The sequence below is a fragment of the Streptomyces sp. NPDC058880 genome (assembly GCF_042742535.1).
In the GTDB taxonomy this organism is placed as follows: domain Bacteria; phylum Actinomycetota; class Actinomycetes; order Streptomycetales; family Streptomycetaceae; genus Streptomyces.
The window spans coordinates 36516-49746 of sequence record NZ_JBHYMC010000053.1 but is presented as its reverse complement, the minus strand read 5'-3'; the positions used below and the strand labels follow the sequence as shown (position 1 = coordinate 49746).

At 75.1% G+C, this 13231-nt stretch carries 12 protein-coding genes; 3 read left to right on the top strand and 9 right to left on the bottom strand.

What is annotated here, in order from left to right; translation table 11 throughout:
- Nucleotides 1-97 precede the first annotated feature (97 nt).
- The 4 genes from ACFW2G_RS25265 to ACFW2G_RS25250 form a co-directional block, all read right to left on the bottom strand.
- Complete coding sequence (locus tag ACFW2G_RS25265; protein WP_384583996.1) at nucleotides 98-1327, bottom strand: acyltransferase; 1230 nt, start codon at nucleotides 1325-1327, stop codon at nucleotides 98-100.
- Nucleotides 1328-1335: 8 nt separating this feature from the next.
- Nucleotides 1336-2394 (bottom strand): alpha/beta hydrolase, encoded by a 1059-nt coding sequence (locus ACFW2G_RS25260; protein WP_384453290.1) that lies wholly within the window; start codon nucleotides 2392-2394, stop codon nucleotides 1336-1338.
- Between the two features lie 191 nt (nucleotides 2395-2585).
- Nucleotides 2586-3266, bottom strand: a complete 681-nt coding sequence (locus ACFW2G_RS25255; RefSeq protein ID WP_384453287.1) for a response regulator — start codon at nucleotides 3264-3266, stop codon at nucleotides 2586-2588.
- Nucleotides 3263-4681, bottom strand: coding sequence for a sensor histidine kinase (locus ACFW2G_RS25250; protein ID WP_384453284.1), 1419 nt, complete (start codon nucleotides 4679-4681; stop codon nucleotides 3263-3265). Before ACFW2G_RS25250 ends, ACFW2G_RS25255 begins: the two co-directional genes overlap by 4 nt.
- A gap of 83 nt (nucleotides 4682-4764) precedes the next feature.
- Between ACFW2G_RS25250 and ACFW2G_RS25245 the strand changes: the two genes are divergently transcribed.
- Both ACFW2G_RS25245 and ACFW2G_RS25240 read left to right on the top strand, forming a co-directional pair.
- Nucleotides 4765-5712, top strand: a complete 948-nt coding sequence (locus tag ACFW2G_RS25245) for an AEC family transporter (RefSeq protein WP_384583993.1) — start codon at nucleotides 4765-4767, stop codon at nucleotides 5710-5712.
- A gap of 67 nt (nucleotides 5713-5779) precedes the next feature.
- On the top strand, nucleotides 5780-6172 hold the full coding sequence (locus tag ACFW2G_RS25240; RefSeq protein WP_384453279.1) for a hypothetical protein: 393 nt from the start codon (nucleotides 5780-5782) through the stop codon (nucleotides 6170-6172).
- Here the strand turns inward: ACFW2G_RS25240 and ACFW2G_RS25235 are convergent.
- The gene (locus ACFW2G_RS25235; protein WP_384583990.1) at nucleotides 6126-7259 is read right to left on the bottom strand and encodes a hypothetical protein; all 1134 of its coding nucleotides are present in this window, start codon (nucleotides 7257-7259) and stop codon (nucleotides 6126-6128) included. The two genes, ACFW2G_RS25240 and ACFW2G_RS25235, sit on opposite strands and share 47 nt — an antisense overlap.
- A 12-nt stretch (nucleotides 7260-7271) precedes the next feature.
- A complete protein-coding gene (locus tag ACFW2G_RS25230) occupies nucleotides 7272-8828 on the bottom strand; it encodes an FAD-binding oxidoreductase (protein ID WP_384453273.1) in 1557 nt (518 codons plus the stop codon).
- 184 nt (nucleotides 8829-9012) lie between these two features.
- Between ACFW2G_RS25230 and ACFW2G_RS25225 the strand changes: the two genes are divergently transcribed.
- The gene (locus ACFW2G_RS25225) at nucleotides 9013-10215 is read left to right on the top strand and encodes a cytochrome P450 (protein WP_384583987.1); all 1203 of its coding nucleotides are present in this window, start codon (nucleotides 9013-9015) and stop codon (nucleotides 10213-10215) included.
- 104 nt (nucleotides 10216-10319) lie between these two features.
- On the opposite strand, the gene ACFW2G_RS25220 is transcribed toward ACFW2G_RS25225, so the two are convergent.
- The 3 genes from ACFW2G_RS25220 to ACFW2G_RS25210 form a co-directional block, all read right to left on the bottom strand.
- Nucleotides 10320-10718, bottom strand: coding sequence for a VOC family protein (locus ACFW2G_RS25220; protein WP_384583984.1), 399 nt, complete (start codon nucleotides 10716-10718; stop codon nucleotides 10320-10322).
- Nucleotides 10719-10866: 148 nt separating this feature from the next.
- A complete protein-coding gene (locus tag ACFW2G_RS25215; protein ID WP_384583981.1) occupies nucleotides 10867-11637 on the bottom strand; it encodes a class I SAM-dependent DNA methyltransferase in 771 nt (256 codons plus the stop codon).
- Nucleotides 11638-11670: 33 nt separating this feature from the next.
- Nucleotides 11671-13185, bottom strand: a complete 1515-nt coding sequence (locus tag ACFW2G_RS25210) for an IucA/IucC family protein (RefSeq protein WP_384583978.1) — start codon at nucleotides 13183-13185, stop codon at nucleotides 11671-11673.
- Nucleotides 13186-13231: the final 46 nt, after the last annotated feature.

The window sequence follows — 13231 nt, the reverse complement described above, 5'->3', positions numbered from 1 at the left end:
GGCGGGCGGGCAGAAGCCGTCCGTGACGGCATCCTGCCCGCTACACTCCCACCGCTCGACGTTTCCCCAGGTCAAGCCACGAAGTACTGCTGGAGTACTAGGCCAGCCCCAGCGCGAACAGTCCGAAGCCCGCCGCCAGCAGTCCCACCACCGTACGCCGCGCCGCGCTCGGCGGCCGGCCCGGCGCCGGCGGCGCCTCGAACCGCCGCGCGTACCGGGCGATCGCCACCAGCAGTGCCGCGAACACCGGCATCCACGCCATCCGCGCCGCGATCCAGCCCGGACTGTCCGGCGCCGCGGTGAGCCCGGCCACACCACCCGCGAACGACGCCGGCACGGCAGCCGCCAGCATCGCCGTCTGGTGCCAGCACAGGATCGTCATCGCACACAGGTTGACCACCACCACCGGGGCCCACAGGGCGGGCCGGGCCAGCAGCCGGGCCAGCCGGTCGCGCAGCAGGATCGCCGCACCCGACTGCGCCGAGGCCAGGGCGAGCACGAGCAGCGACGGCGGGTGCGAGTTGGTCCGGGCCGCACCCGGCACCCCCACCATCGACGCCGGATAGTGGAAGACCGCCAGCAGCACCGCGAACAGCAGCACCCCGCCGACCAGCAGCAGCCGGGCCCCGCGGCGCCCGATCCGCCGCTCGCCCCAGGCAACGCCCAGCTGGTACGCGAACAGCCAGCCCGGCAGGACGTTCAGCACCGGCAGCCACGACGGCACGGACTGCGCGGTCGGGCCGTAGCGCAGGAGGTCCACCACCGCGACCGAGACCAGCATCGGCGCCGCCGCCCAGCCTCCGAGCCGCTGCGCGGCCCGCGCACAGTACGGGGTCAGTGCGGTGACCACCACGTACACGGCGACGAACCACAGCGGTTGGACGACCAGCGTCGCGCCGGTCCGCAGCGTCGCCTCCGGCACCCCGGCCGCGTACAGCACCGGCGCGGCCAGTCCCCACACCGCGGTGACGCCGAGCACCGGCCGCCCCAGGCGGACGATCCGGCCCTTCAGCCAGGCGCCCGTCGACCCCGAACGGCGCCGGTGGGAGAGCACCGAGGCGTACCCGCCGACGAGGAAGAAGACTCCCAGCATCTGCAGCAGCCAGCTCGCCGGTGCCAGTTCGCCGAAGGACGACAGCGGACTGGAGTTGTGCAGAGCGCCGTCGGCGTCGAGGGTGAAGCCGCCGAGTATCCAGTGGCCGGTCGGTACGGCCAGCAGCGCCAGGGCGCGCAGCCCGTCGACCGCCCGGTCGCGGTGGGCCGGGGTCCGCCGGTCGATCCGCCCGACGGTCCGGCGCAGGGGTGCCAGGACCGTGGCCGGGCTCATCGCGGCTCTCATCGGGCCTCCCCCTTGGCGATCGCCGCGAACGCCGCGAGGGACTGCGTGCCGGGCGCGAAGTAGCCCGCGTGGCCCCGCACATCGGCCGCGGGTACCCGGCGCGCGCCGAAGGCCGCGGAGGTCGGGTCCGCGCCGTGGCCGATCCCGGCGAGGCTGACGTTCGGAACATCCGCGATCCAGTCCGAGGGCCCCCGGGCCGCCCAGACACGGGCGCCGGTGTGCAGGGCGTCCGCGGTGTCCGCCCGCATGCCCGGAGAACCGAAGGCGACGAGGTCGGTCGCGTCGGTGTGCCGGGCTGCCAGTCCGCAGACCACCGAGCCGTAGCTGTGGCAGAACAGCACCGGGTCGGGTGCGCCGACCGCGTCGAGCCCCGCGGTGAAGCGGGTCAGGCGGCTCGCCCCGGCCGCGGCCAGCCGTCCGCCGGCGGCGTCGAGGCCGACGCCGACCGGAGTGGTGTACCCCGTCCACGCGACGACGGCCACCGAACCGCCGGGCGCGGCCCCCTCGGTCGCCGCGCGCAGCGCCCGGGCCATTCCGGCCGGGCCGGTGTGCGGCGCGCGCCGGGCGTCGTAGGAAGCGGCGTCGTTGTCGTTGCCGGGCACGATCACCGACACGTGCGCGGCGTGTTCCAGATCTCCGAAGACCTCGGCGACCTGCCCCCGGCCGCGCGGGTCGAAGGCCAGGATCTGCCGGTCGGGCGCGGCCAGGGACGCGTACCGCGCATCACCCGTGGCGGCCGCGGCGATGCGGTTGGCCTCGTACCGCAGGGGCACCGGAGCCCCGTCGAGATTGCCGACCACCAGCGGATGGGACCGTACGAGCGCCGTGCGCGCCGCCGCGTCGAGCCCTGCGAAGAACCGGGCCACCTCGTGCGGCGTCGCCGTCGCCGGATCGGGCAGCGCCCGGCCGTAGGCCGTGTCGGCACGCCAGGCGGCGCTGCCCGGCGGCGGCCCGGTGACCGCCGACTGGCTGTCGCCCGAGGCCCAACCGGCCGTCCCCCCGGCGGCGGCCACTGCCAGCGCGGCCGTGACCAGTGTCCTTCCCAAGCGGCGCATGCCCCTTCTCCTCTCCTCGTGACGAGGGCGAAGGTAGGAAGACGGCACCTGCGGGCACGTCCGACCGTGGAGCCAAGCCGGATGTCATACCCCGGTAGGGGGTGGAGGAGGACGCGGCCTCGCGCGGACCCGCCGCGGGCCGATGCCCGGCGGACGTCCCGTCCGCTCCGCGCGCCGGGCTGCCCGTCGGCTCAGGCCGAGCCGCCCGGCCGCACCAGGCCCGCCTCGTAGGCGAAGATCACCGCCTGGGCTCGGTCCCGCAGGTCGAGCTTGGCCAGCACCCGCCCGATGTGCGTCTTCACCGTCTGCTCCGCCAGGACCAGGTGACCGGCGATCTCCTGGTTCGACAGCCCCCGCGCGATCAGCTCCAGCACCTCGGTCTCGCGCGGGGTCAGACCGTTGAGCCGTAGCGCCGGGTCCCTGCGCGGCGCGGGCCGCTGCCGGACGAAGTCCGCGATCAGCCGCCGGGTCACCGAGGGCGCCAGAAGTGCCTCGCCCGACGCCACGACGCGTACCGCCGCGATCAGATCGGCCGGCGGGGCGTCCTTCAGCAGGAAGCCCGAGGCCCCGGCGCGCAAGGCCTCGTACACGTAGTCGTCGATGTCGAAGGTGGTCAGCATCAGCACCCGCGGCCGGTGCACCACCCCGGGCGGCGGTTCGAGGATCTCCCTGGCCGCCGTCAGTCCGTCCATCTCCGGCATCCGTACGTCCATCAACACCACGTCGGGATGCATGGAGCGGGACACCTGCACCCCCTGCCGGCCGTCCGGGGCCTCGCCCACCACGTCGATGTCGGCCTGCGCGGACAGCAGCGCGGCAAATCCCGCCCGCACCATGGCCTGGTCGTCGACGATGACCACGCGGATGGTCAACTGCGCTCCTCGTACGTCTCGTTCGCTTCGCACGCCGCGGCGTTCCCGTCACCGCCGCGCACCGGCAGGCGCGCGGCGACCCGGAAGCCCCCGTCGGGCAGTGGCCCGGTGTCCAGCGTCCCCCCGGTCAACCGTACGCGCTCCCGCATCCCCACCAGACCGTGCCCCGTGCCCGGACCCCGCGGCTCCACCAGCGCCTCCCGGTCCGCCGGCCCGTTGACGACGAGCACCAGCACTTCGTCCTCGTCGGCCGTGACCGAGACCCGGGTCGGTGCGCCCGGCGCGTGGCGCACCACGTTGGCGAGTGCCTCCTGCACGATCCGGTACGCCGACAGGTCCACCGCGGGCGGGGCCGCCTGCGCCGCGCCGGCCGCCAGCGACAGTTCCACCGGCTGGCCCGCCCGTACGGTGGCCTCCACCAGCTGCTGGAGCCGGCCGATCCCCGGCTGCGGAGCCCGCTCGCCGGCGGCGGCGCCGTCGCCTCCACCGGGGCCGTCCGCGGGACCCGCCCCGTCGGGGGCCCGCAGGACGCTCAGCAGCCGGCGCATCTCCGCGAGCGATTCCCGCGCGCCGGCCGCGATCGCGGCGAACTCCTGCTGCACCGGTTCCGGCATGCCCGGCAGCCGGTAGGGCGCCGAATCGGCCTGCACAGTGATCACCGACATGTGGTGGGCCACGACGTCGTGCAACTCGCGTGCGATCCGCGCGCGTTCTTCCAGCAGGGTGCGCCGGGACCGTTCGGCCTCGCTGATGACCTCCTGCTCGGCGATCCGCCGGCGCGCGTCGCCCAGCCCGCGCAGGGCGCCCGCCAGCGCCAGCACGACACCGGCGAGCACCAAGAGCAGCGCTGCGCTGTTCATGGTGTGCCGGGGCTGGAAGAAGCCCAGCACCGCACCGACGACGCCCGTCGCCAGCCACACCCCGACCAGGGTCCGGACGGACTCGCGCAGCCCCAGGCAGGCCATCAGCACGAGGTAGCCGACGATGGCCATCGGCGTCCACGGCCAGGGGTGTCCGGCCACCTCGTCGGCCAGGGCCAGCGGGACCGCACCGGCGGTGTCCGCCACCAGGACGAGCAGCCAGGCGGGCAGCGCCCGGGTCACCGCGAGAAGCAGCGGCACCGTCTGCGCCACTGCGAACGCGCCCGCCCAACCCCCGTTCATGCCGTAGTCGTTGGTGAGCACCGATATGGTCGTCGGCAGCAGCGCGACCACGAAGACCCCGGTCACGAGGTAGGGGAGCGCGCGCTGCCAGGCCTTGGGAGCCCGTGCGAACAGCGGCGGGGTCGGAGCGGCGCCGGCGCGCAGGGCCTCGCTGATTCGGGTCCGGGCGCCGGGCCCCCACGGGTCGGCGGTGCGGGCGGGCGCCCCTGCCGGGGGGTGGCTTCCGGTCCGTTCGCGGGCTCTGTCGCTCATGATCGCACCAGCCTATGATCCGCCGGGCCCGCGAGGGCGCCGGGGTACGCTGCACCCGAGCCGATCATGGGGGAGATGTTGGCATGGGCGGGGCGGCCGCGCTGGAGAAACTGGTGCCGGTGCTGCTGGCCTTCGGCGGCGGAGTCCTCCTCGCGCGCCGCAGGGCCGTTCCGGCAGCGGCGTCCAAGGTCTTCTCCGACTACGCCTTCCTCTTCGCGGTGCCGTGCTATCTCTTCGGCAACATCTACACGAGCGACCTCGCCACCCTGTTCGACCGGCGGTCGATCAGCGGCTACGCAGCGGCCGCGACGATCGCCGCGGCGGCCGTCGCGCTGGCGGTGGTCGCCCGGGGGCTGCGGGAGCCCCGCGATGTGGCCTTGCGCGTGATGGCCGCAGTCCAGGTGAACACGGCCTACTTCGCCGTCCCCGTGTTCATCACCGTCTTCGGGACGGCCGCGCCGATCTTCCCGATCCTGCTCTTCCAGGTCTGCGTCCTGTCCCTGGTCGTCATCGCCCTCATGGAGCTGGGCCGGTCCGCCCCCGACGGGGCCGGACCGGGCCGGCGGCTGTACCGGGCCGCCGGCACCTCGCTCACCACCCCGCTGGTCCTCGCCTGCAACACGGGCATCCTGCTCAACCTGTTGTCGGTGCGGGTTCCGGCCGTGCTGCTCGACGGAGCCGCCTTCGTCGGCAACAGCGCCTCGCCGGTGGCCCTGTTCGCCCTCGGTCTGCACCTCGGCGGGGTCGGTCTCCGCCTGCGGGGCACCACGCGCGAGGAACTGGCCCTGATCGGCTTCAAGTGCCTGGCGTTCCCCCTGCTGACGTGGGCGGTCTGCGGGCCGGTCTTCGGTGTGCGGGGCGACTGGCTGGCGTACCTGGTTCTGATCGCCGCGATGCCGACCCAGCAGAACCTGTTCATCTTCGCCCAGCGCTACGGCGTGGGCGTCGACCTCGCCGCCTCGGTCGTGATCAAGACCTCGCTCGTGTCGCTGGTGCTGCTGCCCCTCTGGCTGCGGACGTTCGCCTTCTGAGCGGCCCGCGGTACGAACGGCACCGGTGTTCACGTACCCCCGGGCGGGACCGGCTCGTTGATCCGGCATGGAACTGCCGACCATCGCGGCGCCGGGCGTCGGGGAACGGGCCGACGCCGCGGCCGATGCCGCCTGCCACCTCTACGACAGCGTCGCGCCCTGGGGGTCCGGCGCGCCCGGCGGGTGGAGCCGGACCGCGGCCGAGGACGCCGCCGAGGCGATCGAGACCACCGCGTACGCCCTCGCGTCCGCCGCGCCGGGCGCCGAGGTGGTCCTCGCACCCGTCCACGCGGCCTTGGCCGACCTGCGCCGCCGGCTCGGCCTGGCGCCCGCCGAGCCGCTGACCGGCGACGGGCTGCCGGCGACCCCGCGTTCGGTCGGCAACCCGCGGCGGACGCGGTGGGTACGGGCCCTCACCGCGCCTTCGCCCCGGCAACCGCCTTCTCGTACAACTTCCTGATGTCCGTGCCGAAGGAGGAGCTGTATGACACGTCGGGCGTGTTCCCGCCCGTCTTCCAGCCGCCGATGACGCCGACCACGTCGCCGGTTCCGGTGCGGTCGTTCAGCCGCAGCAGGAAGGGGCCGCCGCTGGTGCCGCCGGGGTAGCCGGTGCAGGCGATCCGCAGGAACGAGCCCGGGATCCGGGCGTCGGTGCTGGTGTACTTCGTCGTCCGGTTCACGCACCGGCGCGGCCGGGCGGCGGTGGACGGGTGCCCGATGAGCGTGACCCGCGCGTGGGTGAAGCCCGCACCGGTGACCAGTCGGTTGCCGCCGACCACGTCCTGCACCCGCCGCCCCTTCGGACCTGGCCCGACCTGGGCGAAGGCCACGTCGAGCGCGGCCGCGCGGTTGACGCCCTGGGTGCGGTAGCGCTGGTCGATCCAGATCTTGGAGCGCCCCGCCGCCGTGCGCACGACCGGGAACATGCCGAAGGGCCGCGGCGTGGCCCGCGTGTACCGCGGGACGAAGGCCACCTGCCGGGTGTCGGCCCCGAGCAGGCAGTGCGCGGCGCTGATGACCAGATTGCGGCCGGGGGAGGCGACCACGCTCGCGGTGCAGAAGTAGGAGCCGCCGCCCTTCACGAGGAACATCCGGCCGACGACCGGAAGACCGCCGAAGTCCTGCCCGACACCGGGGCCGGCGGCGGGGATCCGGGGCTGGGCCGGTCCGGCGGGAGGGGGAGCGGGTGCCGGGAGGGGGACCGGCGCGGTGGGGGAGGGCGGCGGCGTCTCCGGCCGCGTTCCCGCCGGTCCCGCCGGTGGGACCGGTGGGACCGGCGGGACCGGAAGCGGCGGCGCAGGTGCCCCGGGTGGGGCGGGCGACGGCGGTACGACGGGGGGCCCCGGTGCCACGGCCGCCTCCGGCGCAACGGGCGGCAGGGGGCGGGCCACCGCCATCCGCTCGGGCGTCCAGAAGGACTCCGCGTCGTGCGCGCTCCAGCGGCCCGGGGCCACCGCGGCGGCGACCTCCGCCCCGGCCACGGGCAGCGGCCCCGCGGACACCAGCAGGGCGGCCGCGGCCGCGGTCACCGTCAACGTACGTCGCATGCCGGACACTCCCTAAACGGCCTGGGGGAAACGGAAGAGCCGGTCCGGATCGTGGGTACGCCGGACCTCCTCCAGCCGGGCGAGGTTCGAGCCGTAGTAGGCCTCGCGCCAGCCACTGAGCTTCGGGTCGATGTAGTTCTGGTAGGCGCGGCCGCTCGCCCACGGGCGGAGGTCCTGCCACAGCCCGTCGAGCCAGGCCTCGTGCCGGGCCGTGTCGGAGGCGGAAGCGGATTCCGGCCAGTAGACGAGGTACTGGGCGAGGAAGGCGCTGTCGCGGTGCGCGAAGGCGGTGTCGCCGACCGCGACCCGGTTCACGGCGCCGCCGCAGACCCCGTCGAGCTGGACCACGCCGAGCCCGCCGCGAGGAGCGTCGGCCCCGTATCGCCGGACGGCGTCCAGGACCGCGCCGATCGCCGCGTCCGGCAGACCCGCGCCGTCCCAGAAGTCGGAGCGGGCGGCGTACGAGTCCCTGCCGAGGCGCCCCCGGGGATCCCGACCGGGCAGGATGCCGGGCAGCCGGCACTCCGGAGCGCTCAGGTCCAGGCACCCGGACATGGCCCGCAGGGTGTCCCCGTGGCTGCGTACGACGATCCAGCTGTCCTGCGGCACCGCGCCCACCAGGTCGGACAGCCGCGTCAACTGACGTTCCAGTTCCTGGCGTCCGTCGAGGCACACCACCCGGACGGAGGGCGCCACCGCGGTGGCGCCGCGCGGCCCGGACGCCGGCCCGGGTCCGGGTGCGGACCCGGACCCTGCCTCGACCGTGAACTCCACCTGGCTCCAGAACGGGTCCGGCAGACCGCCCAGCCAGCGCTGCCAGCCGCGCAGGACGTCCGCGGAAGCGGCGGCGGGCCAGTGCAGTTCCGCGAAGGCGCAGTCGCCGGCGGGGTGGGTGCGGAAGCGGAACTCGGTCACCACGGCGAAGTTGCCACCGCCACCGCCGCGCAGCGCCCAGAACAGGTCCGGATCCCGGTCCGCCGCGACCTCGCGGACGGTCCCGTCGGCGGTCACCACCCGCGCCCCGGTCAGCCGGTCCGCGGTGGTCCCGTACGCCCGGGAGGCCAGGCCGAGGCCACCGCCGAGCGTGAGCCCGGCGATGCCGACGGACGGGCACAGCCCGGCCGGCACGGCCCGCCCCCGGGCGGCGAGGGCGGTGTGCACGTCGCCGAGCCGGGCGCCCGCCCCGATCCGTACGCGGTCCCCCTCGACGCTCACCGCGGCCATCGCTCCGGTGTCGACGACCAGGGCGCCGGTTCGGGCGGACCAGCCGGCGTAGCTGTGCCCGCCGCCGCGCGGTACCACGGGCACGGCCGAGCGCCGGGCGAAGTCCAGGCAGACGGCGACGTCCCCGGCGTGCGCGGGATAGGCCACCGCGGCCGGCGCGACGGTGTCGTAGCGGGGCTGGAACAGCCGCCGGGCCTCCGGGTAGTCGCGGTCCCCCGGAAGCACCAGCCGCCCGTCGATCCCGCGGGCCAGTGCGCCGAGGTCGGGGCCCCCGGCCGCCGCGCCGACGGTGGCGAGGACGGCCGCGGCCGCACCGCCGAGGACCCGGCGCCGAGGGAGGCTCATGCCTCCTTCCTGCCACCGTCCACCCGGATCCCGGTGCAGGCGGGTCCCACGCGCACCGCGCTGACCCCCGAACGGCGCATCGCGGAGGCGGTTTCCACTCGTCGGGCCCGCGGCCCGGATCGCGCTCGCATGAACGCCCGAACCGACCCCCGCCCGGCGAACCCGCCGCCGTAGGCTGCCCCCCATGAGTCTTGTGGACCTCACAGCGCACGCCGAAGAGTTCAACGCCGACCCGTACCCCTTCTACGAGGCCCTGCGCGCCGCCGGCCCCGTCCACCGGCTGGTGCTGGGCGGTGAACGCGCCTGGTTGGTCGTCGGCCACGAAGAGGCCAGAGAGGCCCTGAACCACCCGGCCCTGTCGAAGAACTGGCTCGGATCCGAGCTGATCGAGGTCACGCAGGTCCCCGCCGTCGCCACCAACATGCTGGACACGGACCCGCCGCACCACACCCGGCTGCGGCGTCTGGTGGCCCGCGAGTTCACCGCCCGCCGGGTCGAGTCCCTGCGGCCCCGGGTCCAACAGATCACCGACGGGCTGCTGGACGCGATGGAGGCCCTGCCCGGACGCCGGGCCGACCTGATCGCCTCCTTCGCCGTACCGCTGCCGATGACCGTCATCTGCGAGCTGCTGGGCGTCCCCAACCTGGACCGCGCCCGTTTCCGCTACTGGTCGGGCGAGATCGTCGCCCCGCTCGACGGCGCCGGCGCGGACCCCCGCGTCCTTGAGGAGATGACCGCCTACCTCTTCGAACTCGTGGCGGCCAAGGCCCAGGAGCCGGGCGAGGACCTGCTCAGCGCCCTGATCCGGACCCGCGACGAGGACGGCGATCAGCTCTCCCCGGACGAGCTCATCGGAATGGCCTTCCTGCTGTTGGTCGCGGGCCACGAGACCACCGTCAACCTGATCGGCAACGGGGTGCGGGCCCTGCTCGCACATCCCGGGCAGCTCGCCGCGCTCCGTGCCGACCCGGACGGGCTGATCGGCAGCGCGGTGGAGGAGATGCTGCGCTACGACGGGCCGGTGCAGCATGCCACGTACCGGTTCGCCGACACCGATCTGGAGCTCGGTGGCGTTTCCATCCCGGCCGGATCCTCCGTCATGGTCGCCCTCGCCGCCGCCGACCGAGATCCGGCGCGGTTCACCGCGCCGGGGCTGCCCGGACCGGAGGTGTTCGACATCCGGCGCACCGGCCAGGGCCACCTGGCCTTCGGCCACGGCATCCACCACTGCCTCGGCGCACCGCTCGCCCGGTTGGAGGGCCGTATCGCGATCCGCTCGCTGCTGGAACGTTTCCCCGGCCTGGCCGAGGACCCGGAGGCCGGACCGCGCGACTGGCTCCCGGGCACCCTGATGCGTGGCGTGACACGGTTGCCCCTGTGCTGGTGACCCGGCGCCTGGATCGGTCCGGGGCGGCGGACCGTGTCGGCACCCGGTCGTGCCCGAGGGGTGCAGGGCGTCAGGGAGCCGGCGTTCAGAGGGGGTGCGGGGCGTCAGGGAGCCGGTGGCCCGAGGGGCGGCAGGCGGCGCTGGAGCAGGCAGAACTCGTTGCCTTCGGGGTCGGCCAGGACGTGCCAGTTCTCCGTGCCGTCCTGGCCGATGTCGACGGGCCGGGCACCGAGGGCGAGCAGCCGTTCCAGCTCTGCGGCCGGGTCCCGGTCAGTGGCGTTGACGTCGATGTGCAGTGGGAGCTTGCCGGTCCGCGGATCGTCGCTCGGGCTGAGGACGAGCGTGGGCTGCGGGCCGCCGAACCCGGCGCCGGGCGGCCCGATCTCGATGCTCCCGTCGTCCTCGCGGCCGAGCTCGACGTAACCGAGGACCTTGCCCCAGAACTCGGCGAGCCGCTCGGGCTCGGCACAGTCCAGGACCAGCTCACTGATGCGGCATGCCATGCCGGGCAGTGTACGGAGCCGCCCCGCCGATCGCCGAGGGCCGGACCGGCCGGGCTGCCGGGCGGGTGGACAGGTGACCACCGGTCCGCCTCGAAGCGTCCTGTGGCCGCGGTTCCGACCGACCGGCAGCGGTGCGCGATCAGGGGCGTCAGCCCCGGCGGCGGGCCGTCGGCCGCCGACCGGCGAGGCCTGCGGCCGGGGGTGGTCCGGGGGTCCCGGACGGGTCCGCGTGCCGGGCGGAAGCGGCGGCCGGCTCCGAGCCCGTCCGTCCCTTGCGGGCCAGCAGGAAGGCCTGCGGGGAGGTTTCGCAGGGGGTCGGTTCGCGGAGGAGGCGGGCGACCTCTGCTAGGCCGGCCCCGGACAGCAGGGCGGCGATGCGGTCCGGCGGTATCCGGTACACGTCCAGGCCGACGGGGTCCCCGGCCGTGCGTTGCGGCCGGGACCGCTCGTCGCCCGGCTCGAAGGCGATCAGGGCGTGACCGCCCGGCGCCAGCACGCGCGCGAACTCCGAGAAGACCGAGGGCAGTTCCGTGGGCGGCGTATGCACCGTGGAATACCAGGCGACGACCCCGCCGAGCACCCCGTCGGCGATGTCCAGCGCGGCCATCGACCCCACCTCGAACCGCAGCCCCGGATACGTCCGGCGGGCCACGGCCACCATCGCCGGGGACAGGTCCACGCCGAAGGCACGCACCCCGATGCCGTCCAGATGTGCCGTCACCCGCCCCGGACCGCAGCCCAGGTCGGCGACCGCGCGGCCAGCCCCGCCGTCCTCGCCGCGCACGCACGCGGCGAATGCGGCCAGCATGGCTCTGTCCAGCGGCTTCCCGGCCAGTTCCGTGCGGTGTCGCCGCGCGTGGTCGACGGCGACGGCGTCGTAGTACGCCCGTACGGAGTGCAAGTACGAGGAAGCTGTCATGCCCCTGAACAGTAGCCCGCCCGGGGCCCCGGATCATCCTCCGCTCAGCGGATTGGGCAATTCCGCCCACTGGTCGCCCGGGACGTCCGGGCTCAGCCGCATGAGGGTGAGGGCCTTGGTGGGCAGCAGGCCCGTGAGCAGGGCCTCGGTGTCGGAGGTGGCCGGCAGGCCGGCCACCTCCGCGAGCACCTCGGCGAAGACTCCGGCCGAGCCCGCCGTGGCGCCGAGCGCCCCGGTCAACAGGGACCCGAAGAGCTTGCGGCGCAGCACGGCCACGTCGTCCGTCACCAGCCTGCCCGACAGCGGCGGCACCGGCAGTCCGTGCGCCCGCAGCCGGGCCGGGCTGATCCGGATGTCGGCGAGGTCGCGGTAGACCAGCCGCAGGGGCGCGCCCGTGGGGGACAGGACGACCAGGAGGTTCTGCCCGTGGGCCTCCAGCGCCACCCCCAGTTCCAGCACCTGCAGGCACACCGACAGCGCGAGGCGGGCGAACCGCGCCCGCCACGCCGCTGACCGGGCGGGCGGATAGCAGGCCAGGGCGGCCACCGGCAGCACGCGCTCACCGGCGGCGGCGTCCGCGTACAGCTCGGGCGGCTCGCGCAGCACGGCCGCGAGGTCAGGGCTGTGCGCGGTCGCCGCTCCCAGCGTGCGGGTGATGTGCAGCCGCCCGTCGAGCCGCTCGGCCAGCCCCTGCGCGAAGCCGGACACGGCCGCCGCCGTCTCGATGGAGTACACCGAGATGTCCCGGACGGAGGAGGTCAGCCGGGCACTCAGCGCGGTCTTCACGTGCGCGCCGTCGTCGGCGGGAGCCAGCGTGCGCAGCGCCATCAGCGGGTGGGCCGCGAAGCCGGACCGCACCCGCTCGCGCCCCACTACGTGCGCCGCCTGCCACGGATGTACCGGGACCAGGATCCGCCCGTCCTCCCGCAGCCGCTCCGGCCAGTTGCCGGTGACCAGACACTCCTCGGCCCGCACGGGGACCAGGCCGAGCTCCACCACCGGCCGGTGCTCGGGTGCGTAGGCCAGCTCCTCGGCGACCGAGAAGCCGGGCCGGGAACGGCAGTTGGGATGGTAGGGATGGCCGTCGACCACCCGCTGCTCCCACTCCCGGGTGCTCTGCGGCACAGAGTCCTGCCCGTCGGACGGCTGTCCGGCCCGGGAGAGGGCCAGGGAGGCCGTACTGGCGTCCAGCTCGGCAGCGAAGTCCTCCCCGTGCGGGATCCCGAGGGCGCGGACGAGCTGTCCGGCCCGGTGGTGGGCCGTGCCGTCCAGCAGCAGCTCCTCCACGTAGGGCCGTGTCGCGTACGGGTCCGGCGGTGGACCCTCCAGCCGGCCGCCCCCCGCCAGCAGCAGCGTCAGCCCGTCCGGCGCCCCCTTCCGGCCCGCGATCCAGGGCAGGGGCTCGAAGGCCAGGGCCCGCCACAGCCGGGTGAGCACGGCCGCCCGGGCGCCGCCCAGCGAGGCGGCGTAGGCGGGCACGAGCGCGGGCCGTACGGCGGCCAGTTCGGCGGCGACGGCTTCTTCGGCCGCGGAGGAGGGAAAGGGCATGCTGGGCTCCGCCTTCGGAATGGCGCTTCGAGTTTCGCTTCGAATG

Coding starts and splice junctions, on each gene's coding strand:
- ACFW2G_RS25250 (WP_384453284.1), bottom strand. CDS start 4,681: ATGAGCGACAGAGCCCGCGAACGGACCGGAAGCCACCCCCCGGCAGGG.
- ACFW2G_RS25230 (WP_384453273.1), bottom strand. CDS start 8,828: ATGAGCCTCCCTCGGCGCCGGGTCCTCGGCGGTGCGGCCGCGGCCGTC.
- ACFW2G_RS25225 (WP_384583987.1), top strand. CDS start 9,013: ATGAGTCTTGTGGACCTCACAGCGCACGCCGAAGAGTTCAACGCCGAC.
- ACFW2G_RS25235 (WP_384583990.1), bottom strand. CDS start 7,259: ATGCGACGTACGTTGACGGTGACCGCGGCCGCGGCCGCCCTGCTGGTG.
- ACFW2G_RS25210 (WP_384583978.1), bottom strand. CDS start 13,185: ATGCCCTTTCCCTCCTCCGCGGCCGAAGAAGCCGTCGCCGCCGAACTG.
- ACFW2G_RS25220 (WP_384583984.1), bottom strand. CDS start 10,718: ATGGCATGCCGCATCAGTGAGCTGGTCCTGGACTGTGCCGAGCCCGAG.
- ACFW2G_RS25240 (WP_384453279.1), top strand. CDS start 5,780: ATGGAACTGCCGACCATCGCGGCGCCGGGCGTCGGGGAACGGGCCGAC.
- ACFW2G_RS25260 (WP_384453290.1), bottom strand. CDS start 2,394: ATGCGCCGCTTGGGAAGGACACTGGTCACGGCCGCGCTGGCAGTGGCC.
- ACFW2G_RS25245 (WP_384583993.1), top strand. CDS start 4,765: ATGGGCGGGGCGGCCGCGCTGGAGAAACTGGTGCCGGTGCTGCTGGCC.
- ACFW2G_RS25215 (WP_384583981.1), bottom strand. CDS start 11,637: ATGACAGCTTCCTCGTACTTGCACTCCGTACGGGCGTACTACGACGCC.
- ACFW2G_RS25265 (WP_384583996.1), bottom strand. CDS start 1,327: ATGAGCCCGGCCACGGTCCTGGCACCCCTGCGCCGGACCGTCGGGCGG.